Genomic DNA, 25,007 nt, shown 5'->3' with positions numbered 1-25,007 from the left:
CCCGGCTTATCGCACTCGTGCAAGCAATCCTACTTCAAGCAAAGCTTTGCCCATCGCCTCTCAACTGAGCCAAAAAAGCATCCAACCTAGATGCACTGACTACTTCCCCCAACAAATTCCCCATTCTCCGCACCTGATAAACACCCTCTCTGATTTCTTGAAAATCAACAATTAAACCAGCCTTCTTCGCCTCAGATAACTTCCTCAACTCAATTGGCATCAATCCCCTAACTCGCTTTTTCTCAATGGGCGTCAGTGCCTCCCACGCCTGTTGCTTGTATTCCTCATGAACCAATAAAGCTTCTTTAATTTGCTCCCAGGTTGTAGCTTCTTGAAATGTCTCAATCAACAATTCAACGGGAGACTGGGTACAATTTTCTGCTTCGGTTTCAACAGCAGTATCACAATCGTCTCTTTCTGGTTCTGGCTCAAAAGTCCAACTACCCTCAGTATCGGCGTCCATACTGTCATCAACCCAAACATCCGATGTTTCTTCTTCCTCCACAGACAACTCACGGCTTTCTACCAACACCAACCGCCCTTCTTTGTACGCCTGTCTCAGTGCTATGGCTTCAGCAACAATACGTTGTGCCGTTAATCCTTCCTCATCCATCATCTTTTGCAACGTCGTCCCCGTCCGTTCGTCTATCTCGTGAATCGGTGGAATTTGGCAGTATCTCCCACCGTTCTTTGTCCGCCGCCAGATGCTGGGTTGTTCTTGTTTTGGTTCGGTGGGTTGTCGCACCTGGGCAATGAGTTCCCGCACGGCAGATTGGTTAATTTCTGTTAAGGAATGCAGCTTATCAATAACGCTTTGGTACTTTTTGGAGTTATTTGCCAAGCGAAAGAGGGTTGTCGGCTCGATTTGGGCTAAATCTTGGCAAGCAAACCCCTTGAAAGATTCAGCCACTTTTAAGTACTTGCGGTCTTCATTCTTCCAACCGTACTGTTTGAGAAGTTTTCTGTAGGCAGTTTTAGACAAGTGCTCCTTTTGTTGGGCAAGCACCATAGCATGAGCCAGGATGCTTTCGGTGCCATGAGCAAGTGCAGCAAAGGAATCTCCAGGAGCCTGCGGCGCTATGGCGTTGGCTTGGGCTTCGATGTACTGGTTGAGTTCTCTCTGAGCAATAATCTGTTCGTCTGTTGCAAGGGCTTGGTTTTGTGGCATAATCATAGTAGATATTTATAGGTTTTTTTGAAGGCGATCGCTCGTTCTGTAAAGAAGTACGCGATCGCCTTTCTTTTTCAAAAAAACTAATACAATTTTAACTTTTATTTTTTTGGTACGATGACTTGTATACATTTCATTATATGCATGTTTAAATAAAAGACACAATAGGATTTATAAATGAATTCATAAAAAGTAAATTGTAGGTGTTGATTTAGATGATTCAGACATTGATTAGATGGAAACTAAAAGAAGTCATGGCTAGGTACGACATCAAAGGCAAAGACCTGGCCAAGAAGCTAGATATCAGCACGAATGCGATGTCTGCTCTTAGAAGGGCAAAGACGATGCCCCGGTTAGACGGTACAGCGTTAAATTTGTTATGCAATGCTCTTAACGAGCTAGCACAAGACTTGGATAAACCGATTACACCGGGAGAGCTACTAGATTACTCACTCGATCCCATTCATCCAACAGAAACAGATAGAGTGTTCAGTTTGGCAAAACGACGTAAAGCCAAGCGACAGCAAGCGACGAAGGAGGAAGATTCAGATACATCAAGCTTAAAACTGGTCAAAGAGGATTCGAGCGTTGCATAAAAATGCGGATTTAGTCAGGATGCGGCTAATCTAATACTGCTTGGATAAGACAATTTTGCTTGACAACAATCTTTGTAGAGACGCGCTGTTTGAAGCGTCTCTACATATGTGAAAAAACCTTAACCGAACAGTATTGGCGGCTAATCTATTACACATGAGGCTACCTGAGGATATTCTGCATACAAAGAACCAGAAAGCGCATGAAATCAGAGCCATCTTCAGAAGAAGCAACGATTTATACCTATATTCCCTTTAAAATTGATTGACGTTATTAATTTAACCTTGTAACTGACATATTCAATATGAAAAAATAAACTCTTTCTATTGGTGGATGTAGAAAAGACACATTTAGGCATTTCCTATCATCAGGTTATTCCACGCACTACAGAGTTGTATCAAAATTCAATTAGAAAAAGAATGTCAAAACTTATAGTTTTATTTTATACAAAATATTATAAAAAATTGAGTCGGATAAATCTTACAGAGCCCAAAATTTTACCGGGAGTCAAAACGAGATATTACTTAACACGTCTGTAGTACAAAACTCCCTTCTACGGAAAGTTTTATTCATTATTAGACTATCAATGGAGTTAAGATTCTAAATTATAAGGTATTAATTATGACCACAATTAAGATATTTTTATAACTTGAATTCATATATTTTTTATTACTAATGGAGTAATCCTTAAGATAGGTGAAGTTTTTGTGATAAAGTCTCGTGTAATGTATCCTTAACTATGAGTAAACGCGTGTGGATCACTTACAAGACCCCACTGCCGTTCCTAGAAACTCACGGGTGCCTTTGTGGTATTCAAACACAAACTCGTTTAACAGAAACAAAGGCAATGGGTTGCTAAAACTACCAAATAACTATCAGGTAGAGGAGCTGCCAAGTCTCAATATATACTTGCTAGAGCGCCGCATTACCTGCATGACTGTTCCAGCAATTGTAGAGGCAATTTATGAAGCATCTGTTCAAGGAAAGAAGATAACTGTAGCGAATTACAACGTGCACAGTTTTAACCTGACGATGCAATTACCTTGGTACTATCAATTTCTTCAAAGTGCAGACATTGCTCATTGTGATAGCGTTGGTATCCTGAAAGCGATTAGATGGATGGGTCTCAAGTTACCCATTGAATATCGCTCCTCTTACTCTCTGTTAATGCCAAAAGTGCTAGAAAAGTGCAATGAACATGGATTTTCTGTATTTCTACTGGGCTCAAAACCACAAAACTTGGAAAGAGCGCTGAATCGTTTGAGGCAACAATATCCAAACATCAACTTTTCCGGGCACCACGGGTACTTCGATAGGGAAGACCCCGTGCAGAATGGGATGGTCATTCAAAAAATCAATCAGGCAAAGCCCAATGTTTTAGTTCTGGGGATGGGAATGCCAATCCAAGAACACTGGGTTTACAAGCATCGCAACCGTTTGCAGGTTAATGCCATCATGCTTGGGGGAGCGATCGTAGATCGGCTTGCAGGTATTGTGCCAGATTGCCCGCCATTTTTATCTAATTTGGGATTGGAGTGGTTATACCGTTTAATCCGCGAACCCAAACGTTTAGCAGCCCGGTATTTGCTTGGAAATCCTGCTTTTGTACTGCAGATTGCTTTAGCCAAGTTTTATGCTTCACCATTACAAGTACAGCCAATGCAGTTGGTTAAGAGCAGCTTATCCTCAAAAGGCAACGGTCAGAATCAGGATTTGCCAGTAACCATTTATAAAAGGGTCAAGCGAATTGCTGACTATTTCATTGAAGCAAATCTTCTAACTAGGGCACAAGTTGAAACTGCTTTGTCGGATGAGAAACTAGCTGATATGCTTTTGGATGAAGTTTTAGTACGAAAGAAAGGTATCAAAAAACAAACTCTTGAAAATATCATCCGGAATGTCGTTTTGCCTGATGCAACAGGAGCTAGAGAATAATTTTTCTGAAAAATGTCTGCAGTATGAAGGCAGACATTTTTATGGAAATCTGGCTTGACAAACACCAAATTCCTTCGTTTCTGAGGCTGGAAAATGAGAGTTTGTTATCTGATCCAAAGTCATAAAAATCCAGAGCAAATTTATCGCTTGATAAATACTATCAAAAAGTCGAGCCCAGATAGCTTAGTGCTAGTGAGCCATGACTTCTCTTGTTCGGATTTGGATGTAGCGAAACTAAATCATTTATTAGAAGTACAGGTCATTTCCGGTTTAGGGGGCAGGGGCGACTTTTCTATAGTTCAGGGATACTTAGACGCTGTGAACTGGCTTTTAAGCCAAAACATATCTTTTGACTGGTTAACTAACATTTCAGGTCAAGATTATCCCACTAAGCCACTCTCCCAAGTGAAAACCTTTTTGGCAGGAACTCAGTATGATGGTTTCTTAGAATATTTTAAAGTCTTCTCTAAAGAGAGCCATTGGAGCCTGAGAGAGGGTTACAATCGCTATTTTTACAAATACCAAAAAATCAAATCTCTTAGTGAATTACCTGAGTGGGCAAAGGGGCTTGTCACACCTGTCAAGATAATAAATTACGTTCAACCATTTTTTAGGCTCAATCCTGCCTACGGTATGGTTGGAGTGAGAAGTTCGGTGCCTTTTGATGAAAATTTTATCTGTTATGGGGGGTCTTTCTTTTGTACTTTGTCTGGAAAGTGCGTTAAATACCTGTATGAGTTTTACCAATCTCATCCTGAAATCATTGATTATTACAGAGGGGTAGGTGTATCAGATGAATCTTTTATTCAAACAGTGTTAGTTAACAGTGGATTGTTCAACCTATGTAACGATAACAAGTTTTACTTCGATTTTTCTAGAACTCGCAATGGTCGTCCGCGTTTGCTCACAACGGATGATTATTTACCCATAGTACAAAGCAACGCTCACTTTGCAAGAAAATTTGATGCTAATGAGGATAGCAAGATTTTAGACCTTTTAGATGAGATAGTTTTAGAGAAAAGTAAAGGCTATCGCACTGTATCTTCCATAGGATAAATGATTTGATTTCATAGGTAGCAAGAGAGTGACATAATGGCTGGTTCCCCTAAAGTCAGTGCGATCGTTCCCGCTTACAACATTCGTTCTTATATTGGAAAGGCACTGGAGTCTTTGGAGCGTCAGTCGTTCCATGACTTTGAAGCGATCGTTGTTGATGATGGCTCTTCTGATGGTACGGCGCTTGAGGTTGAACCCTATATCAAGCGTGATGCACGGTTTAAACTCTTGCAGAAACAAAATGGGGGTCTTTCGTCAGCACGTAACTTTGGTATTAACAATGCTCGTGGAGAATATATCGCCCTCCTGGATGGTGATGATATCTATCACCCAAATAAGCTAGCCAATCATGTGGCGCGGCTTGATAATGGCTCTCAGATTGGGGTCGTTTATAGTGCTTCTAGGGCAATTCGTGATGATGGAAGCCCAACTTTTATCCATTTAAGCGGCAAACCAGTTCAGTCTGACCCTCTTTTAGCTCTACTCTGCAAGAATTTTGTTGGTCATGGTTCTAATGCTGTATTTCGTCGGTGTCTGTACGATGAAGTCGGTGAATTTGATGAAAGCTTACGCAGTTGTGAGGATCTTGATTTTTGGTTGAGAGTGGCGGGAACAAGGCGTTGGCAGTTTTACCGAGAACCTCGCGCATTGTGTTACTATCGCGTCCGCCCTTCCGGTCTTTCCTTTAATGTGGTACAGATGCAGCACACGTGGGAACAGGTTTTCCAAAACGCATACCAACGCACTCCAGAGTTAATAGAACCAATGCTACCTACCGCCTATGCCTATATGTACCGATATCTAGCGCGATTGTGCCTTCAGGCTGGCAATGTAGAACAAGCCCGTAACTTTTTGGAGCAAGCGCTAGCAGCAGATAGGTCAATCTTTTACACTGACCTACGCGCCCTTGTCACTTTGCTAGCTGTAAATTTGGCACCATTGGCTCGATTTATGATTGGACGAGTACTTGGTAGGGCAACATCTACCTCTGGCTAGGTAGTGTGACAAATGACAAATGACTAAAGACACCCTTACCAGTTACGTTTTTGCTTACCGATCTACTTAGCTGTGTTCATCCAATGAAACCAATTTCCTTAATTAAAAGTGGGTTTTGGATAACCTACGCTACCTTCCTAACCCGCTTTTTTGCTCTCATAAGCAATTTAATTTTAGCAAGGTTACTCCTACCATCTGACTTTGGTGTCATTGGTATTGCCTATGTTTTCTGGTCTTTTTTTACACTCTTTACCCAAAGTACAACCGGGTCATTTATTATCTACAAAGGTACGGAAGATAAACGATACCTAAACACTGCCTATACAGTGAGTCTTTGCATTGGAATCACTTTTGCTTTAGCAATGATAGCTAGTTCACCACTCATAGGTAGTTGGTTCAATCAGCCAAATTTAACCGGATTGTTAATAATATTTGCCTGTAATTTAGTCATTTCTTCTGTCTTCTACGTTTACTCGGGAATTATGACAAGACAGATGCAGTATCGAGAACTGGCAAATATAAATCTTCTGAGTTGTGTCATTCGTTTATTGACGACAACTGGTTCTGCTTTACTCGGTTTGAGCTACTGGTCATTTGCTATTGGTGATACTGCTTCTTGGTTAGTAGCGTGTATCCTAACCCGTTACAAATCCGGTCATAATTTACGCTTGGAAATTAACCCAGAAGTTAGAGCGGAGGTTCTCTCTTTCTGTTTGGGAGCTACAGGTTCTAGTTTTGGTTTCTATCTTAATGCGAACATTGACAATCTTGTTGTTGGCAAGCTGCTAGGTAGTGCAAGTCTTGGCTACTACAACTTAGCTTATCAAATAACTATGTCATTCTCGACAATTTTCAATTCAGTTATTGGTCAGTTAGGAATGCCAATTTTTGCTCAGATTAACAATGAAAAGCAGCAAGAAGAGACTCTTTTTAAAGTCATTGAGGAAATTACTTTTGTAATTGCTCCCGTATACGCGCTAATATTCTTAATTTTAGATAAACCATTAATATCTCTCATCTTTGGCTCTAGATGGGCTCCCATGACAGAAGTTATTCCTTGGTTGCTTATCTTTGCTTATTTTAGAGTAATTAATAGTCCTCTTGATTCGATGCTCTCAGCAAAAGGTCGTCCAGATCTGAATGCTAGAGTTAATCTCTATATTGCTCCTATAGCTATAGGGGCATTTATCATTGGTGCTCAATCTGGAGGAATTCTCGGAGTTAGCATCGCTGTTGCTTTTGTCTTAGGAATTGTTTGGACAGTTTCTTGGTGGTGGGTAGGATGCAAACATTTTAACTGGTCAATGAAGAATTTTCTAAAAGTTTGTTTTCAAGCGTTTTTTTTAATTATTCCATCTTTATTTATTTCATCTTTTCTACCTTTATTTATCAAACCGTTTGTTTTTATCGGTTTGTATGTATTGAGTCTTAGATTAATCTTTCCAAAGAAATTATTAAAATATCAAGAGATCGCTTTTTCCTCTGCAAAATGGTTGAAAAAAAAATATACGCGTCAACAAAATTCATAAAGGTTTGTCAAACTTAAAATATGGAGGATTATTATAATTATATGGCACTCATATCTGTTGTTATTCCCGCTTACAATGCGGAAAAAACTATTCGAGAAACAATAGAATCAGTTTTAAATCAAACCTATAGTAATTTGGAAGTCTTAGTGATTAATGATGGTTCGCAAGACTCAACTTTGAATATTCTTTCAAGCATAAAAGATCCTAGATTAAAGATATATAGCTATCCAAATGGTGGTATACCAACTAGCCGCAACCGGGGAATTGAAAAAGCTTCTGGTGAATATATTTCTTTTATAGATTCTGATGACCTCTGGACGCCAGATAAGTTAGAGGCACAATTCAAAGCTTTGCAAGCAAATCCTCAAGCAGCAGTGGCTTATAGCTGGGTTAACTATATTACTCAATCGGGGAATTTTTTTCGCCAAGGTAATTACATCACTGCCAATGGAAATGCTTATAAACAGCTTTTGGTACAGAATTTTTTAGAAAATGGTTCCAATCCTTTAATTCGCAAGCAGGCTTTTGCAGAAGTAGGAAATTTTGATACAGAAATACCGGGAATTGAAGATTGGGATATGTGGTTGAGGTTGGCTTTTCGGTATGACTTTGTAGCCGTACCTTCTCCTCAGATATTATATCGAATGTCGGTTAATTCAATGAGTACAAAGATTGTGAAAATGGAAGCATCCTGCTTGAAATTTCTTGATAAAGCTTATAGTCAGGCTCCTACATCCCTACAGCACTTGAAGAAAGAAGCCCTTTCTAAATTTTATCATTATCTTTCCTGTAAAGCACTGGAAGCTCCTTCTGAACGACGAAATGCTTTTATTGCCGCAAGATGTTTTTGGAATGCTATCAAATACGACCCTTCTATGCTTTTGCAGTGGCAAGCTATGTTAAAAGCATATCTTAAAATCTTTGCCGTGTTTCTTTTACCTCCTCAACAGTCGCGGGGATTAATAGAAACCTTTAAAAGACTTTTTATTAAGCAACCATCATTTTCCAAAGGATAAATATCAATGTATAATTTTGGGTTTGCAGTCGAACACTCATTAGGGCATATCACTCACTACCAAAACCTTAGACGTTGGGTAGCAGAAGACACCGATATATATCCTGTCTGGATGCCAATAAAAAGTGAAATAAACGATCTTTGGGAGCACTTTCCAGTGATTTCTAAGAACTGGTCGCTACAAGCAAGTTTGCGTACTCGTGATGCCCTTAAAGCTGCTTTGACCTCAAGCCCTTTAGATGTTGTGTTCTTACACACCCAAACGCTGGCTCTATTTGCTATTCCCTTTATGCGGCATATACCAACAATAATTTCCACAGATGCCACACCGCTGAATTACGATACAGTTGGTTCGGGGTACAAACATCAGGTAGGTGGCAATGCCCTAGTTGAACGCTACAAATTCTTGTGGAACAAGAGTACATATCACGCCGCTACTCTTTTGGTAACGTGGTGTCAGTGGGCTAAAGGTTCCCTAGTGACTGACTATGGTATATCCCCTGAAAAAGTCACAGTTATTCCTCCTGGTGTAGATTTACAACAGTGGCGTTTTGGACGTAATACAAAACCTGTAGGCGATCGCTTGCGGTTATTATTTGTAGGAGGTGACTTTGCCAGAAAAGGCGGTTATACACTGCTATCGGCATTCCGCAACGGATTAAACTACGATTGCACCTTAGATATTGTCACAAAAGATACAAATATCCAGCAGGAATTAGTAGGAATCGAGGGTGTACGGGTTCATTGTGGTTTAACCCCAAACAGCGCCGCACTCAAGGAACTGTACGCTAACGCCGATACTTTTGTCTTTCCCACACAAGGCGACTGCTTTCCACTGGCGGTGATTGAAGCAATGGCAGCAGGCTTACCCATTATTGGGACTGATGTAGGAGCATTGCGCGAGCAAGTAGAAGATGGAGTGAGTGGCTTTGTTGTGTCTCCCGGTGATGTAGGTGCTCTTATTTCTGCTGTACGGGCTTTGAAGAATGATGGGACAAAACGAGTTGCGATGGCTGCAGCAAGTCGTTATAAAGCCGAAAAATGTTTTGATGCGCGTCGAAATTATGGCACGATTTTTTCATTAATGAAAAGTATTTCAAAGCGTCATATCTTAAAAGAAAGCAAAACAACACTCTATGCGTAAGACGGAACAGTAGGTTGGGTTGAGGAACGAAACCCAACAAATTGAGTCATCAAACCCAACAAATTGAGTCACCAAACCCAACAATTCGATGAGAGCCATCTCTTAACGTTTTGAGCCAGAATTTTTATAAATTTTCCATTGTCACTATCAAACAAAAATTGAATTATGAAATCTAATTCACTTCCCTTCTACCGATGGTTACTAAAATCTGGTTTTTGGAGGTTCATACTTTACAGAATTTACAGACGTCTGCCAAAACCCTTGCTTTCCGTTCTATCTAAACTTAGATTGAATCCAAAAAACAAATATGTAACTTTACAAATTCCTGGATATAAACACCCTATTTTTGTACGTTATCAATCATCTGATGTAGACGTTCTCTATCAAATTTTTGGAGAAGAAGAATACTCTGTTTTAAATGCAGAAAATGATTATAAAGTCATTTTAGATTGTGGTGCAAATGTAGGTTATTCCTCAATCTATTTACTCAACAAATTTCCTAATGCTCATGTCATTGCTGTTGAGCCTGACAAAGATAACTTCCAAGTCTGTCAAAAAAATCTACTCCCCTATAGCGACAGGGTAACTCTCATTCGTGCTGGTGTTTGGTCTCACGAAGTAGGGTTGGTTCTTCGTCATTATGGCAATGGTAATGAATGGGGAACTCAGGTAGAAGAATGTCAAGACAAACAACAACCAGATTTGCTGGCTAAAGACATACCTACCTTACTAGAAGAATCGGGACACAAAAGCGTCGATCTATTAAAGATGGATGTCGAAGGAGCAGAAACTGTGATTTTCTCGCAAAACTATCAGAGTTGGCTCAGCAAAGTCAAAAATATTGTCATAGAGTTACACGGCAAAGAATGCGAAGAAGCTTTTTTCAACGCTTTGTCGTATTACGAATATAAACTATCACGCTCTGGCGAGTTAACAGTTTGTCAAAGCATAAAGGCGAAAGCAGTGTTAGTTTAAAATTGTGAGTGGATAGTGGTTAGTAGTTAGTGGTTTTAGGAATTCCTAACTGTTCCCAATTCGATAAAGCGCCGCTATCCTCATAGGTTTTTTGGAGAACAGCACCCAACCAAAGAAAAAAGAACCAGATAGAGGCTGCCACCCAACTTAACGGTATGGAATTCATCTGTATGTAAAGTACAACTAAGCAGGCAAAGGCGCGTTTACTTAAAATATCACCGCGTACAGATGGAGTGTAGAAAGAGAAAAGTGTAAGGAGTAAGGTGAATATTAGAACAACAAGACCAACTATACCATGTAAGTAAAGGACTGCTGCGTAGCTAGAAAAAGAACCAAGTGTCACATATTCGTTGTCATATACGTTCACTGAACCCTGTATAACTCCCCAACCCAACCACGGCTTTTTCTGCCAAGCTTCAAGAGTTTTACTGACAACTAATGCCCTTACTTTTGATGATTCGGCACGGGCACTATCAAAAATTTGCATTGGTTTATCTATCAAATCTCCTACCGTTAGCCCTAAAAACGAGCAGATTAAAAATGTCAAAGAAGCTAACCAAAGATTAATCTCTCGAATAATGTGACTGCGAAAGCAAACAATAATCAGAAGTGCCAGTGGTAGGCAAATCCAAGCCAAACGACTAAAGCTGACTATAAGCGCACATAATGAACCAGCTAACGCCCATTTGCGTATCTGACGGTTTGTTTCACCAAGGCATATCAAGAAACAGACAACACCACAAATTCCTAAAATTGGGGGGTCTGGTGTGTAAAGTACTGTTCTTGGAAGAGGGATACCAAAGAAAGGTTGTATGCTAGCAAGAACAATCATCAAACTGCTTTTCTCGCCTGGAATCAAGCGTGCAAGCAATGGTGCATAAGCTGTATTGCCAATCCCAACAGCAAGCAAAATCATTTGCAAGGCTGTCGCAATCAAGTAGCTTATTGCCATTAAAGCAGTTGCACGAGTGATGACGTGTACTCGCAATTGAGCCCAGAATGGTAAGGCTAAGCAAGCAAAGATAAAAAAGTAGCTTTTTAAAAAGGTCACCGCAGCCGCAGCTGTTTCCTTAACAGGAAAACCCATACTGTGAAGACCAACAATTGCAGTCCAAAGCATAACCAGTGCCATTCCCAACCAAGCCCAAACACTTGCTGGCAGAGAACCTCGAATCACCTTATCGAGATCGAAGGAAACCGCAAATAAAACAATGACAACGGTTGGGTAAAACAAAGGCTGTATCCCCAAAAGCCACCAAACAGGTGTCAGAACTATTGACCAAAAAATAACTCTTTCGGTAGTTGACAAGTTATTGAGATGGAAATTCTGACTTCCAGAACTGTGTTTGTCGGATAAGACGTTTAGCATTGAGTGAATCTGAATATGCTATGTGTACTGAGTTTTACTACCGTTGCTCATTTCTCAGTAATGTATATAGGGCTATACCTACCAAAACACGGATATGTGGAGCATAACACTACTTATGTGTGTTTGAAAAATCAAATAGGATTTTTATAGTCAATAAAAAATATACCAAATTTTCAAATATGACTCAGTCAAATATTGTAAGATACAACAAAATCACAGTATCCTATTTAGCTGCATTAAGTTGGGGTATCAAACTATCACGGTTTTTAAACCCCTTTTAAAGCAGTGTGTCTTGCTATATACTCGTATGAAACAAAAAATTCATAATGTCCCCAAAAGTTATCACTCCAACAGTTTTGTTTAAACGTGAAATTGGAACAGGATTCACAAATACTACAAAACACAGAGTTAGAGAGGGTTTGTCGAAATTGAAATGACTGGATTGAACAGTGCTCGCTTGATTAGTGTGTATCCGTAAATTGTATTAGTAAAGAAGCAATCGCAAGTTGGGGTAATTTTTATGAATAGAGTACTCGCAATTACAGCTAGGCATTGGAAGCCCTTGCTATTCTTAAATGCGCTCTTGCTTGCAGCATCCGTTGCATATATTCATTACGCGGAAAAAATATGGACTGCTACCACACAGTTGATTCTGCCCGATCCAACTAGTAACCTGGATGCCAATTTAGGCACTCTAGGTTCGCTAAGAAATCGCGACCCTAGCTTTTCTGACCAAGTCAATCCATTGAAAGTTCAGGCATCAATTTTGACCAGTGATGCCCTGCTAGAGCAAGTGTTAGCTTCTGACCCGGAGAAAAATAAGTTTGATAGGCTTGCGAAATACAAGAAATTGTTTGATGTCACTCCACAAGAACAGTCCACTATCATCTCGTTGGCTGTGAATGGATCTAGTCCAGAATTAGCGCGATCGCGAGCCAATAATTTGATAAAAGCCTACCATAACCGTCTTAACGAGTTACGACAAGCCAATAGTCAGGCACGGCTACAGTTTTCCCAAAAAGAACTAGACCAAGCAAAATACCGATTAGTTCAGGCACAACTGGAGTTAGCAAAGTTCAGGCAATCTACTGGTTTAGCTAATGTAGAAGAACAAACCAAAGGAATCGTCAACACGCTGGATACCCTAACCGCAGCTCGAGCACAAGCACAAGCACTGGCTGAAGCCAACCGCAAGCGAGCAGTATCATTATCAAGCCGCTTGAGTCTGACATTTAACCAAGCAGTGCGCTCTGTAGGCTTGAGTGAAAATGAAGATTATCAGTTTGTTCGGCGTAAGATATCTGAAGTGGAAGCTGCTTTAGTACAACAGCGAACCACCTTAACAGACGATCATCCACAGGTTCAGAACCTACTGAATCAGCGATCGCAATTACAGCGTCAGCTACAACAATACATAGCGAATGCAGCAGAGGGGAATCGAGTAGACACTACAGTAGCAACCGAAACCCAAGCAGGACGTTCCACTCTTATCCAGCAGCTGATTTTGGCAGAGAGTGAAGCCACGGGGCAAAAAAGACAGGCAGAACTTTTGGATCGACAAATTGAAAAACTGAACACCACCCTAAAGATTTTACCTGCAAACCAGCAGAAACTGGTGGAATTACAAAGACAAGTTGATGTGGCTGAAGGTGTTTACAAAGGATTGGTTGCTCAAGTACAGCAGAACAACATTGACGCCTTTAACGCTTATCCAAACGTACAGGTGCTTGACCCACCCAAGGTAGACTCGAAACCTACTAGCCCCAAACTCTCGTTGGTTGCTATCAATACAATTCTTGCAGCTCTTATCGGTAGCATTGCCTTGGTGTTGTTGTTGGAACGACGCAACCCCTTACTCAGCCCCAAGGATTTACAAACGATCCGATTCCGGATTGTAGCGAGAATTCCCCGGCTAAAGCACGCGGGTACGGGATGGCAACTCGGAAAGAATACAGAAGTCGAGTTTCAACGCTTAGCTTCATCAATTAGTATGCAGTCTTTGACTGACCGTCGGCTGTTAATTACTAGTGCCATTATGGGAGAAGGCAAAACCACTATTACCCTGGGACTGGCTTCTGCACTTGTGGATTTGGGTTTCCGGGTGTTAGTCGTTGATGGAGATTTCAGGCACACAGAACTTACCCGACGTTTGGGTTTTGCTCAACACTCACAAGCAAGTTCACAACCAATACAAATACAACCTAATTTTGATTTATTGCCAACCGTACCCTTACCAGGAGATAAAATTATCCAACTGGTGAGACAAGGGAGATTTGAGCAAATTTTGAGGGTTGCCCAATCCAGCAAAGATTATGATTATGTTCTCATTGATAGCGCTCCTGTCAGTTTGACCAGTGAAACTGCTCTCATGGCTGTGAATACCCCCAATGTACTGTTTGTCGTCCGTCCTGGAACCAGTTACAGCCACGCCGTGCAAGACAGCATTGAACAACTGACTCAGCACAGTGCTCACATGATTGCTTTAGTGGTCAATGGTGAAGAAACAAAGACCAGACCTTACTCGTATCGCTTTAATAATTCTGGTTCTTTGGTCAATAAAATCTAAATGCACCGTAGAGATATGCTCCGTCTGGCAGTATCCAGTGCTGCTTCACTGAATCTGCTAGCCTTGGGTAGCCGCGCTGCTCAAAAATCCGGTGTTGTCCGTATCTGGGTAGATTGGGAAAGATCTCACGGTCAGACAACACCCTTTACATTTGGTTCTAATGATTATGAAATCACGATCCCCGAACGCGCTGCCGACCGAGTCTATCAAAAGCGGTTGTCTGAACTGGGGATTGGTTTGGTGAGAGTTCACCATGCTGCTTTGTGCGATCGCTGGACAAATCCCGTGACAAAAACCTGGGATGAAGCAAAAATTAAGGCGGGTTACTCTGCCTTATATCCCCAACGACCAACCATTATCCAAAATATTTCTGGATGGACTCAGTGGATGGCACAGAACAAAGAGGGGATTCTCGACGTTTCCCAGTACGATCGCTATGGGGGCTTCTGTGCTGAACTCGTCAAAATTGTCACTCGCCGCCTGGGTCACCGACAAGTCATTTACTGGGAACCCTTCAATGAAAAGGAAGATAGTTACCAAAGATCGGGTAAACTCGACGAACTTTGGAAAATTTACAACAAAGCAGCAAAAGCAATGAAGGCAGTCAACCCACAGATTAAAGTGGGTGGTCCAGTTCTAAAGTGGAATGACACAACCAAAATCGCTGCTTTTCTCAAAGCTTGTCGGGAAAATGTAGATTTTATTACCTGGCATAGTTACGCCACTGGCAATCCAAACGAATCGACTCACAATTTGATGTCCCGTACACCAGATTACACAAATCAGGTACGACAGATTCGCGCTTTAGCAAAGCAGTATATTCCAGGCAAAAAAATACCATTGCTTTTGGGTGAATATAACATCAACTACTCATGGGACTCCGGGGAAAATCGTCAGAACAGCCATATTGGAGCAGTTTGGTTTGCTTCGGTACTCAAACATCTAGCAGACGCGGGAATTGACATGGCAGCTTCATGGCATCTCAAAGATGGGATTTATGGCATGATTGACCCACAAAATAAACTGCGACCTGCCGCAAATGTCTTTTCCTGGGGTGTCAAATACTTGACAGGGAAGCTAATGTATGCTGAGAGTGACAATCCGTTGGTAGAAGCAATGGCGGTGGATCGGGGGAATAAGACGCGATCGCTCTTGCTGATAAATAAATCAGATGCAGTTGCTCAATTGAGGATTTTGGCGAAGCAAAACGTCACTACTGTAAGTCGCGTACCAATATTTTACTTAGATAGTAATGGTGTTAGAACTAGTACGGTAACTGCAGCAATGCTGAAGACAAAACCCTTAATTTTGCCTTCCTATTCTCTTGCTTTGTTGCGATTGTAAAAACCTACGCATATCAAGGAGATACAGAATGCCGGTGTGGGGCGGAATAGAAGCAGGAGGAACCAAATTTGTCTGTGTTGTGGGTACTAGTCCTGAGGATTTACGGGTAGAACTACGTATTCCTACTACAACACCAACGGAAACTATTGCTCGGGTTATTGAATTTTTTCAACAGCAACAAAAGCAAATAGGAACTTTAGACGCTATTGGTATCGGCTCTTTTGGACCAGTAGATCCAAATCCAAATTCGCCAACATTTGGCTATTTAATGAATACACCTAAACCGGGTTGGCAAAACCTGGATCTTGTTGGAATCATTAGCCAAACTTTGGGTGTTCCAGTAGCTTTTGATACTGATGTTAATGCAGCTGCTTTGGGTGAGTATTGTTGGGGTGCAGCCCAAGGGCTCGATACATTTCTCTATCTCACTGTTGGTACTGGCATTGGTGGTGGTGCGATGATTGATGGCAGGCTCTTGCACGGTTTGCTTCACCCTGAAATGGGGCATATCTCCATTCCTCACGATTTAGACATCGATCCTTTTCGCGGTTGTTGTCCGTTTCACGGTGATTGTTTGGAGGGTTTGGCATCTGGACCTGCGATAGAAAAGCGTTGGGGTCAGAAAGCAGACTTGCTGCCCGCCGATCATCCAGCATGGTCATTGGAAGCCCATTATTTAGCTTTGGGTCTGGTTAACTGGATTTTTACCCTTTGTCCCCAACGCATCATTATGGGCGGTGGTGTGATGCAGCAAAAACACCTTTTCCCCCTTGTACGCTTCCAGGTTCGGGAGATGCTCAAGCGATACCTAGCGGTGCCAACTGTTCTAGAGCAAATAGAAGATTATATTTTGCCGCCAATGTTGGGTGATAGGGCTGGAATTGCGGGTGCGATCGCCTTAGCGCAGGGAAGAGCAGGTTGATAACAGTTTGGACAGCCCGTACTCCTTTAGACGTAGGTAATAAATGCTACTTTTGATTGAGAAAAACTCTTAGGGAGTTTGACATACTTTAGTTAATCTTCAGTTACAGGGTCATTCTTTCTTCTTCAAAACAGGGTGTATTCTGCTTTTTAATTTTCCTTAGCCTTGAAAATGATATGCAGGTAATCCAGAGATATCAGTTTGCACTTCAAACAGATCCCCAGAGCAAACACTTTTGTCGATTTCGGCTTGACTTAACCCTACAGAAGCAGTTGTGATATAAAGTGATTTCAAATCTTCACCACCAAAAGTACAGTTTGTTGGGCGTTTTAGAGGTAGTTGTATCCGCATTGTCTCTTCACCTGCTGGATTAAAGCGAATGACACAACCTCCATCCCACATTGCCGACCAAATATGCCCTTCAGTATCTATGGTTAACCCATCCGGGAAAAAGGATTCATGAGTTAAATCAACAAAAATGCGGCGATCGCTAATGTTACCTGTTTCCGCATCAAAATCATAGGCATAGATTTTTTGCTGGTCGGAATCTGTTAGGTAAAATGTCTTGTTGTCAGGGCTCCAACCCAAACCATTAGAAATTGTCAATCCCGTTTCCATCACTTGCAATGAACCGTCAGGATTGTAGCGGTAAAGGCTAGCCTGAGATTTTTCCGAACTCATTGAACCGAACCAGAAGCGACCTTGAGGGTCACATTTGCCATCGTTGAAGCGATTGTTTGGCATATCCGCCTCAACTTGGATGATAGGGGTAACTTCTCCTGTTTGGGTATTGAGGAATGCCAAACGGTGGCGCTGTGCCATAATCAACCGATTTGTACCTGCAAGAGCGATGCAACCTACAACATCTCCAACATCAAAAAACGAGTTTTGTCCGATGGCTGGATTGAACTGGTTGACTCGGTAGTTGTAGATATCGACCCAGTAAAACAGCTTTTGGGTGGCGTCCCAAAGCGGACCTTCACCCAAACGGGCACGTGCTGCTAAAACGTTGTTGAGTTTGTATTGAAGTGGAGTCATATTGGCTAGATAGTAAGCTTGCGTAAAGGCGCTAAGAAGGTAAGCTACCTTGCGCCTTTGCAAAAAGTTTACAAAGATTGCAAGATTTCTTCATCAACAGAAAAATCAACTTCTGCTTTATTGCGACCAGAAGTCAAGTAATCATTCTCGAAAGAATCTTTTAAACCGGAAATCAGGTCATATTCGGGCTGCCAGTTTAATTGTGTTTTTGCCTTATCTACTGAGGCAAAGAAGTGCTGTACTCTCATGGGAAATGCTTTGCGCTTGCCGAAATCAAATTTTTTTGGGTCGTAATGTACGATTTTGATTTCGTCGGCAGATTTACCAGTCGCTACTGCACAAGCACGGGCTAAGCCATCAAACGTAACATAGCGATCGCCAGACACATTGTAAGTTTGTTTAACTGCGTTCGCATTGCCTAAAACTTTAGACATTGCCGTTGCCAGGTCTTTAACGTGCCCAAACTGAGTGAAGTGTAAACCGTTGCCAGGTATAGGGATAGGGCGATCCCTGGTGATTCTGTCAAAGAACCAAGCTTCTAAATCGTTGTAATTTAGAGGTCCGTAAATGTACGTAGGACGAATTGAGGTAAAAGGCAATCCCAGTTGCGTCAAGAAAGCTTCTGTTTGGTGCTTACCTAAGTGGCGGCTTTTGGGATCGACAGCATCCCCTTCTATATGGGGCATTTGGTCTGATTTGAGATACACCCCAGCAGAACTCATGTACACAAAATGTTGTACTCGGTCTTGAAAAATTTCTGCAAGTGGTTGAGTATCAGAAAGTTCCCTTCCATTGTTGTCAAAAATGGCATCAAAATTTTCTTGGGATAATTTCTCTTTAAGCTGGGTAGCATCAGTGCGATCGCCTGTAATTTGTCCTACCCCTGCTACTGGTATTGGACGATTCCCACGATTAAACAGAACAACTTCATGCCCCTGTTCTACTAGCAATTTTGTTAGGTAAACACCAATGAACCGCGTGCCACCCACAATGAGAATACGCATAGATTTTAATTTCCTTTCTGAGATTCCGTCAAAATCACCCTCGTTTTTGAGGGTATCAGGTTGTGGCGTTCCCCTGGAACCTCCATTACGAGGAATACGTCTTTTGATGAAGATGGGTTGGTTCCCACAAATGAGTTTAGAGTGGGAAACTTTCAGTTAACCAATCTCATGACTTAACTAACGCGTGTTCTCTACCAAATACCATAGTTAGCTGTGCCTTTGAAATATGCCTTAGTTCATGAATGGCTGACCCCGAAAGCCACTGGTGGTTCGGAACTCGTCGTGAGAGAGCTCCTCAATCACATTGATGCTGATTTATACGCTCTTATCGACTTTGAATCCACCAACCCGGAAAGTTATTTATATAAGCGTAAAATTGGCACAACATTTCTTCAGCATTTTCCCAATGCTCGTAAAGGTGTACAAAAATATCTACCATTGTTGCCGCTAGCAATAGAACAGCTGGATCTGCGGGAATATGACGTTATTCTCTCTTCATCGCACGCTGTTGCCAAAGGAATCCTAACTACACCCGACCAATTACACATTTGCTACTGTCACAGCCCCATGCGTTATGCCTGGGACTTAACCTTTGATTATCTAAACCAAAGTAAGCTAGGAAGTGGGATACCAGGGTGGTTAACACGCTACTTGCTGCATTATTTACGCCAATGGGATGTATTAACAGCAAATCGTGTGGATTACTTTATTGCTAACTCAAAACATACTGCTCGCCGTATCTGGCGCTGCTATCGACGAGAAGCGGAAGTGATTTACCCACCAGTCCATGTTGAGAGTTTTCCCTTTTTACCTCAGAAAGAGGAATTTTACCTAACCGTCTCCCGGTTGGTAACTTATAAACAAGTATCTTTAATAGTCAGGGCGTTTAATAAATTGCAACTACCTTTAGTGATAATTGGGACAGGACCAGAGATGAACACAATCCGCAGGATAGCAAAAAGCAATATACAAGTACTGGGGTGGCAACCCGATAATATTGTAAAGAAGTATATGGCTAATGCCAAAGGATTTGTATATGCAGCCTGTGAAGATTTTGGAATTGCTTTAGTAGAATCCCAAGCGTGCGGCACGCCAGTTATCGCCTATGGCGCGGGTGGAGCGTTGGAAACAGTGCGAGATTTGCGCGACGCAGGGGATACAGGAACTGGTATATTTTTCAAGGAGCAGACCGAAGCCGCACTAGTAGACGCAGTAGAGACATTTGAAGCGTACCAAGGGAAATTTAGCCCTGAGTATGTCCGGGTTCACGCTACCCAGTTTTCCCCGCAAATCTTTGCCAAGCGCTACCTAGGCTTCTTAAATACGTGTGTAGAAAAAAGACCATTACCCAATTGATGGTCTTGTTTTGCTAGTGATTGGCAAATTGCCAATCCTTAGTAACTCCTTTTGGCTTTAAGATGACTTACTGATTACTGGTTTGCAAGCTTATAACTTTTTAGGTGGTGTCAGTGGTAATGGTAGCCTCCAACAATCTTTGGGATTATCTTCGCAGCTACTGAGTGCCAGTAGCGCACGTGTAAGTTTTGAACCCCAATTTCCAGGACTTGACGTTAAGACATTGTCAGAACGCGGAGCCAATGACATTGAACTTTACAAACTGCTTTATATCTTTCCCGTTGCTAATAAGCTAACTTTGTTTGCCGGGACTGCAGCAGAAGTATCCGATGCCTTTCCTGCAATTACGCCTTTTTACGGTGAAGGGCAAGAGTCTATTTCTCGCTTTGCTGGTTTAAACCCTGTGGTTCGTGTATCGGGCGGTACTTCTGGTTCTGGTTTGGCATCAGCTGCAGGCTTTATTTTTAACCTTTCAAAGCAGTTAGATTTAAGAGCTTTGTATGGTAGTGTAAATGCTAACATTCCTCGTTCGGCTGCTGATATTTTGCCAGGAGTTTCTAATACACCCTTAGGTGCAGGAGTATTTGGGGGAAGTAGTGTCGTGGCGGCACAATTGACTTTTAGACCAAGTAGTTCCTTCGATTTTGCTCTCAACTATGCCAACAGTTATCACGAAATTAATATCCTGGGCACGGGATTAATCAGTAGTGATATTGGTGCTTTGGCTAATGTTCCATTGGGAATACCAGTTAAGCTAAACTCTGTTGGTGGTACAGCCACCTGGCGTTTTTCCCCAAAAGTGGCTTTATCTGGGTACGGCGCAGCCATATTTGTTGATGATTCTTCTGGTCGTGTTGATGCTTCGACTACTTTCACGAGTTGGATGGTAGGGCTTCACTTCAAGGATTTACTCGGACAAGGGAACAACGCTGGAATTCTTTTTGGACAACCACTCTATCGTACATCGGCTGATGGTGATGCGAGGCTTGCCAATCCAGGGGTAGATCGTGCTGTTCCCTACCATCTAGAGGCTTATTACCGTTTAAAAGTGAATGACAATATAAGCATTACTCCAGGAGCATTTGTTCTCTTCAATCCCGAAGGAGATAGTAGAAACGATACAACAGCTGTGGGTGTACTCCGCACTACTTTCACTTTTTAGCTAAAACCAATCATAAGCCCCACGTCCTACACCAAGTGAGGCGTGGGATGAATTGTGGGACAAAAAATTGCATCCCCCACCAATGTCAACTGTCTGTTGACGCTTTTCTAGCAGAAGATCGGGGGCGTCTGCCTGCATTTCGCACATTCATAAATTTGCTGAGTACATCAAACCAGAAAGGCGCACCCATAGAAATTGCGAGACCGCTCACTACCCAACCAGGAACCATTCTCAACACTCTGAGAGGCGAAACCACAAGCTGTTCTTGTGGTTTTAAATGAAATTGCTGTGATAAGTTAGAACTATTCCAACCAATGGGCAGAGAAACTGCTGTTAAAATGTTATCCGCATCATTGGTGAGTCTTTTCATATCGCCTACTGTCGAAAAATTATTAATATTAGGATTTGATAACTTTTCTGCATTTTGAACAATAATGCTTCGCAATGCAGAATCTTTTGATAATCTATTAATCATGTGAAATGCGTCAGCATTGGCAGCTACAGCCAGCGTAAAGCCAATTAAAATTGCTACACCTTTTGCATTACGCTTGTAAACACCAGAGGCTCTTTCCATTGAACTATCAAAAGCTATTTCAATTTCTTGACGTAATCTATTAATTCCTTCTCTTGTTGTTTGCACTCGTACTCCAGCAAGCTTGGCTAAAACTGCCATATTTTCAACTACAGATTTGGGAAGATTCTCAATCAAATCTTTAATTTCTTGAAATTCTTGCTCTCTAGCAATATCTGTAGTGTCAAAAAATGTATTAAGTTCTTGATAAACTGCGCTATCCTTATCAATCAGTCCAACAACTTCCTTGATATCTGGTTGCAATCCTCCAATCAACATTGCTTGCTGGTAATCGCCAAAAATGTCCTGTTGGTAATATTCTAATTTTTTTAAGATTTTGCCATATTCTGTGTGTTCGGAAATTTCTGCAGGGAAAGTATTTATATATCTATTTAAACTTATTCCCATAATTTCTACACTAGTTATTAAACTAATTTTGTTATCCTTATAACTATTAACTATATTTTGGTAATCTTTTTCTAATTCCTGAAAATCAACATCAAATTGACTTAAAAATAAGCGAAACTTTTCATCCTTAATAATATTTTGTTGTAATTGATTTAAAATAACTTCAATTTCACCTAATCTTTCTGTCTTAAAATTTTCTAGTCTAGACTCAGTTAACCAATGAACTAACTTTGGAATTTCCAAGACTTCTAATAGAGTTGTTGCATAAATATCTGCTGGAATATATGATGGACTGGTATGTTTATCTTGTCCAAAGACAGTTTGTTTGTTTCCATTGTGCAGTGGTGCTATTAACGAACGATAAAAGGAAGACATTGACCAAGTTAATTTGCGAGGTAATGTTTCAAACCATCCTTTTCCTCCTTGATTAATATTTTGAATTAAGGGGTTTTCATAAAGTTTGTTAGCTAATTTAATAACTGCATTCAATTCATGATTTTTATCTTGACTGCGAACATCACCTGCTAACAAAATTTCAATTGACTTTTTTAAATGTTGGGCACGCCATTGAAGTAAAGTCGCAATGAGTTCTTGTATTTCTGATGCTAATAAACCGAAAATTAAATAAATAAATATTAAACCAATTGCTATATCCAGAATAGCGGGTAAAGTCATAGTTTTTCTCTAGAAAAGGTATTTATAAATCCCGTAGGTTGGGTTGAGTCACGAAACCCAACAAAACAATTCCATTAAATGCTACTCCTTTTCTGGTGGACAATTACCGATTTTTGTAGTTGGCTGGTGGTGGGGGTGCCCACCCTCCGTTTACGTCTATGTCCGTAGGTAATCTGATGGCAGAAAGGGAGTAACAAAACAATTCAATTAAATTTTGCTTTGCAGAAGAAAACCTAACATTTAATTAAATTACGGTATTTTAATGTTTGCTTTATCAAGAATCTCTGAATAATTTTAATTTTTATTGGAACTCCTTTTACTTGTTATAGTAAGAAAAATACATAAATTAAAAAAACTGTAAAAAATCCTTTACGAAGAAATGTAAGTTAATTTAAAATCAAAGGATTATTTCAAGCACACTCGCTCTATTACGAGTGGCAACATTCGAGCCTCCAACACGTCTGGAGTTTAATCGAACCAGAAAGCACAGTAAATATCCGAGAATATGCAAGAAGGAAGTTTTATTTGGGGTCGTCTGGAAAAACAGTATAGAGCGGTGGAAAAAAGGATTGATTGGGTTTGGTTTATAGTACTGTTTTTGGCGGCTGTGTTATTATTTACCATAAATCTTGGAGAATTACCACTGCGAGATTGGGATGAAGGTACTGTCGCACAGGTTGCACGTGAAATATTCCGTGCTCCAGCTGGTTCCATGCGTTGGCTTTACCCGACCCTAGGTGGTGAACCGTATTATAACAAACCACCGCTAATGCATTTACTGATTGCTGGGGCATATCAGCTGTGGGGAATTAATGAGTGGGCTACCCGCTTACCTGGGGCAATGCTCACGGCTATTTCCGTACCTTTGCTTTATTACATTGGTCGAGAAATATTTCATCAACGTCGTGCAGCGATATATAGTGCCTTGATTTACCTAACAATGCTGCCTGTAGTACGCCACGGGCGATTGGCTATGTTGGATGGGGCAGTCGTCTGTTTTTTTATGCTGATGATGCTGTGTTTACTACGCTCTCGTCGCAATTTACGTTACTGCCTTGGGGTTGGCATTGGTTTTGGGTTAATTTGCCTAACAAAAAGCATACTGGGCATATTAATGGGAGCGATCGCAATCCTATTTCTCTTGTGGGATACACCACGACTGTTTCGCAGTTGGTATCTGTGGTTGGGAATTTTCATAGGGAGTGTACCTGTAGCATTTTGGTACAGTTCACAGTGGCTTCATTACGGTCACATATTTACCAAAGTCGGTATGGTAGATCAGTCCTTCAGCCGTCTTTGGCAATCTTTTGAAGGTCATTCTGGACCCCCGTGGTACTATCTGCTTGAGATATTCAAATACACCTGGCCTTGGCTGATTTTCTTACCATCCAGTTTGCGTTTAACTTGGGAAAATCGCAATCTCAGTTGGGCAAAGCTTGTACTGATATGGAGTGGTGTTTACTTAATTTCCATTTCCCTAATGGGTACTAAACTTCCTTGGTACGTATTTCCAATCTACCCCAGCTTAGCCTTAGCTGTTGGGGCAAAGCTAGCAGACATTGAAGACTCGCAATTGCTGTCATCTTATCCCCGTTCTTGGGTAGTCTCGTTGGGTTTAATGGCTTTCATCGGAACTACTGGTAGTATTTACTATACTTGGGGGAGTAATAATAAACCAGAGTTACAACTAACTTTTGCAGCAGTCGCTTTGACAATGGCTCTAGCTGCTGTTTTGGCAGAGAGAGGCGATGGGCAATTCCTCAAAATATTATTCTGGGGTACTTATGTGTCGTTACTGCTATTAATGAATTCTCAGCACTGGATTTGGGAATTAGGGGAAGCCTACCCAGTAAAACCAGTTGCCCAAATGATTCAGAGGGCAAACCCGGCAACGACAAAGATTTACACATCCTTTCCCTATCATCGTCCTTCATTAGATTTTTACAGTGAGCGTACAATCCTTCCCGCATCTGTTCTTCAACTGAACAATTACTGGCAAGATGAAAAGCGACCCTACTTGTTACTTGATGAAACGGCAAGAAAAAATCTTCATTTAAATTCTGTTAAGCAAATTGACCAAACAACAGATTGGGTACTTATTACAAAAAATACTAAGTAGATTTCAAGATAGTAGTTCTTGGTTAGTGGTTAGCGGTTAGTAGTATTTCCTACTAACG

18 protein-coding genes and 1 pseudogene are annotated in these 25,007 nt (G+C 41.2%); 14 read left to right on the top strand and 5 right to left on the bottom strand.

Annotation, left to right across the window (positions count from 1 at the left end; genetic code table 11):
- Positions 1-34 precede the first annotated feature (34 nt).
- The gene (locus ACYRY3_RS29470; RefSeq protein ID WP_460205225.1) at positions 35-1,168 is read right to left on the bottom strand and encodes a hypothetical protein; all 1,134 of its coding nucleotides are present in this window, start codon (positions 1,166-1,168) and stop codon (positions 35-37) included.
- A gap of 218 nt (positions 1,169-1,386) precedes the next feature.
- Here ACYRY3_RS29470 and ACYRY3_RS29465 point away from each other — a divergent pair, with 218 nt between their 5' ends.
- The 8 genes from ACYRY3_RS29465 (at position 1,387) to ACYRY3_RS29430 (ending at position 10,415) form a co-directional block, all read left to right on the top strand.
- Complete coding sequence (locus ACYRY3_RS29465; RefSeq protein ID WP_460205224.1) at positions 1,387-1,767, top strand: helix-turn-helix domain-containing protein; 381 nt, start codon at positions 1,387-1,389, stop codon at positions 1,765-1,767.
- A 751-nt stretch (positions 1,768-2,518) separates the two neighbouring features.
- Positions 2,519-3,700, top strand: a complete 1,182-nt coding sequence (locus ACYRY3_RS29460; protein ID WP_460205223.1) for a WecB/TagA/CpsF family glycosyltransferase — start codon at positions 2,519-2,521, stop codon at positions 3,698-3,700.
- 93 nt (positions 3,701-3,793) lie between these two features.
- The gene (locus ACYRY3_RS29455; RefSeq protein WP_460205222.1) at positions 3,794-4,756 is read left to right on the top strand and encodes a beta-1,6-N-acetylglucosaminyltransferase; all 963 of its coding nucleotides are present in this window, start codon (positions 3,794-3,796) and stop codon (positions 4,754-4,756) included.
- 36 nt (positions 4,757-4,792) lie between these two features.
- Complete coding sequence (locus ACYRY3_RS29450) at positions 4,793-5,752, top strand: glycosyltransferase family 2 protein (RefSeq protein WP_460205221.1); 960 nt, start codon at positions 4,793-4,795, stop codon at positions 5,750-5,752.
- An 83-nt stretch (positions 5,753-5,835) separates the two neighbouring features.
- Complete coding sequence (locus ACYRY3_RS29445) at positions 5,836-7,281, top strand: lipopolysaccharide biosynthesis protein (protein WP_460205220.1); 1,446 nt, start codon at positions 5,836-5,838, stop codon at positions 7,279-7,281.
- A gap of 41 nt (positions 7,282-7,322) precedes the next feature.
- Positions 7,323-8,297: a glycosyltransferase gene (locus tag ACYRY3_RS29440; protein ID WP_460205219.1), complete on the top strand. Its 975-nt coding sequence runs from the start codon at positions 7,323-7,325 to the stop codon at positions 8,295-8,297.
- A 6-nt stretch (positions 8,298-8,303) separates the two neighbouring features.
- Positions 8,304-9,440: a glycosyltransferase family 4 protein gene (locus ACYRY3_RS29435; RefSeq protein WP_460205218.1), complete on the top strand. Its 1,137-nt coding sequence runs from the start codon at positions 8,304-8,306 to the stop codon at positions 9,438-9,440.
- A gap of 165 nt (positions 9,441-9,605) precedes the next feature.
- Positions 9,606-10,415, top strand: a complete 810-nt coding sequence (locus tag ACYRY3_RS29430) for an FkbM family methyltransferase (RefSeq protein ID WP_460205217.1) — start codon at positions 9,606-9,608, stop codon at positions 10,413-10,415.
- A 19-nt stretch (positions 10,416-10,434) separates the two neighbouring features.
- Here the strand turns inward: ACYRY3_RS29430 and ACYRY3_RS29425 are convergent, their stop codons facing one another.
- Entirely contained in the window at positions 10,435-11,784 is a 1,350-nt protein-coding gene (locus ACYRY3_RS29425) for an O-antigen ligase family protein (protein ID WP_460205216.1), read from the bottom strand.
- Between the two features lie 520 nt (positions 11,785-12,304).
- Here ACYRY3_RS29425 and ACYRY3_RS29420 point away from each other — a divergent pair.
- The 3 genes from ACYRY3_RS29420 to ACYRY3_RS29410 are packed head-to-tail and all read left to right on the top strand — an operon-like array spanning position 12,305 to position 16,616.
- Positions 12,305-14,350, top strand: coding sequence for a GumC family protein (locus tag ACYRY3_RS29420; protein WP_460205215.1), 2,046 nt, complete (start codon positions 12,305-12,307; stop codon positions 14,348-14,350).
- A 15-nt stretch (positions 14,351-14,365) separates the two neighbouring features.
- Positions 14,366-15,694, top strand: a complete 1,329-nt coding sequence (locus ACYRY3_RS29415) for a GH39 family glycosyl hydrolase (protein ID WP_460205214.1) — start codon at positions 14,366-14,368, stop codon at positions 15,692-15,694.
- Positions 15,695-15,722: 28 nt separating this feature from the next.
- Positions 15,723-16,616, top strand: coding sequence for an ROK family protein (locus ACYRY3_RS29410; protein ID WP_460205213.1), 894 nt, complete (start codon positions 15,723-15,725; stop codon positions 16,614-16,616).
- Between the two features lie 159 nt (positions 16,617-16,775).
- Here ACYRY3_RS29410 and ACYRY3_RS29405 read toward each other — a convergent pair whose 3' ends face one another.
- Positions 16,776-17,654, bottom strand: coding sequence for an SMP-30/gluconolactonase/LRE family protein (locus ACYRY3_RS29405; protein ID WP_460205212.1), 879 nt, complete (start codon positions 17,652-17,654; stop codon positions 16,776-16,778).
- A gap of 68 nt (positions 17,655-17,722) precedes the next feature.
- Positions 17,723-18,658 carry an NAD-dependent epimerase/dehydratase family protein gene (locus tag ACYRY3_RS29400; protein ID WP_460205211.1) on the bottom strand — a complete coding sequence of 312 codons (936 nt, stop codon included), beginning with the start codon at positions 18,656-18,658 and terminating at the stop codon, positions 17,723-17,725.
- A gap of 213 nt (positions 18,659-18,871) precedes the next feature.
- Between ACYRY3_RS29400 and ACYRY3_RS29395 the strand changes: the two genes are divergently transcribed.
- Both ACYRY3_RS29395 and ACYRY3_RS29390 read left to right on the top strand, forming a co-directional pair.
- Complete coding sequence (locus tag ACYRY3_RS29395) at positions 18,872-20,014, top strand: glycosyltransferase (RefSeq protein ID WP_460205210.1); 1,143 nt, start codon at positions 18,872-18,874, stop codon at positions 20,012-20,014.
- Positions 20,015-20,078: 64 nt separating this feature from the next.
- Positions 20,079-21,176, top strand: a pseudogene (locus ACYRY3_RS29390) (iron uptake porin); the annotation flags it as partial.
- A gap of 85 nt (positions 21,177-21,261) precedes the next feature.
- Here the strand turns inward: ACYRY3_RS29390 and ACYRY3_RS29385 are convergent.
- On the bottom strand, positions 21,262-22,830 hold the full coding sequence (locus ACYRY3_RS29385; RefSeq protein ID WP_460205209.1) for a hypothetical protein: 1,569 nt from the start codon (positions 22,828-22,830) through the stop codon (positions 21,262-21,264).
- Between the two features lie 505 nt (positions 22,831-23,335).
- Here ACYRY3_RS29385 and ACYRY3_RS29380 point away from each other — a divergent pair.
- On the top strand, positions 23,336-24,949 hold the full coding sequence (locus ACYRY3_RS29380; protein ID WP_460205208.1) for an ArnT family glycosyltransferase: 1,614 nt from the start codon (positions 23,336-23,338) through the stop codon (positions 24,947-24,949).
- Positions 24,950-25,007: the final 58 nt, after the last annotated feature.

Source organism: Scytonema sp. NUACC21, assembly GCF_054684315.1.
This window is presented reverse-complemented; position numbering and strand designations above follow the sequence as displayed.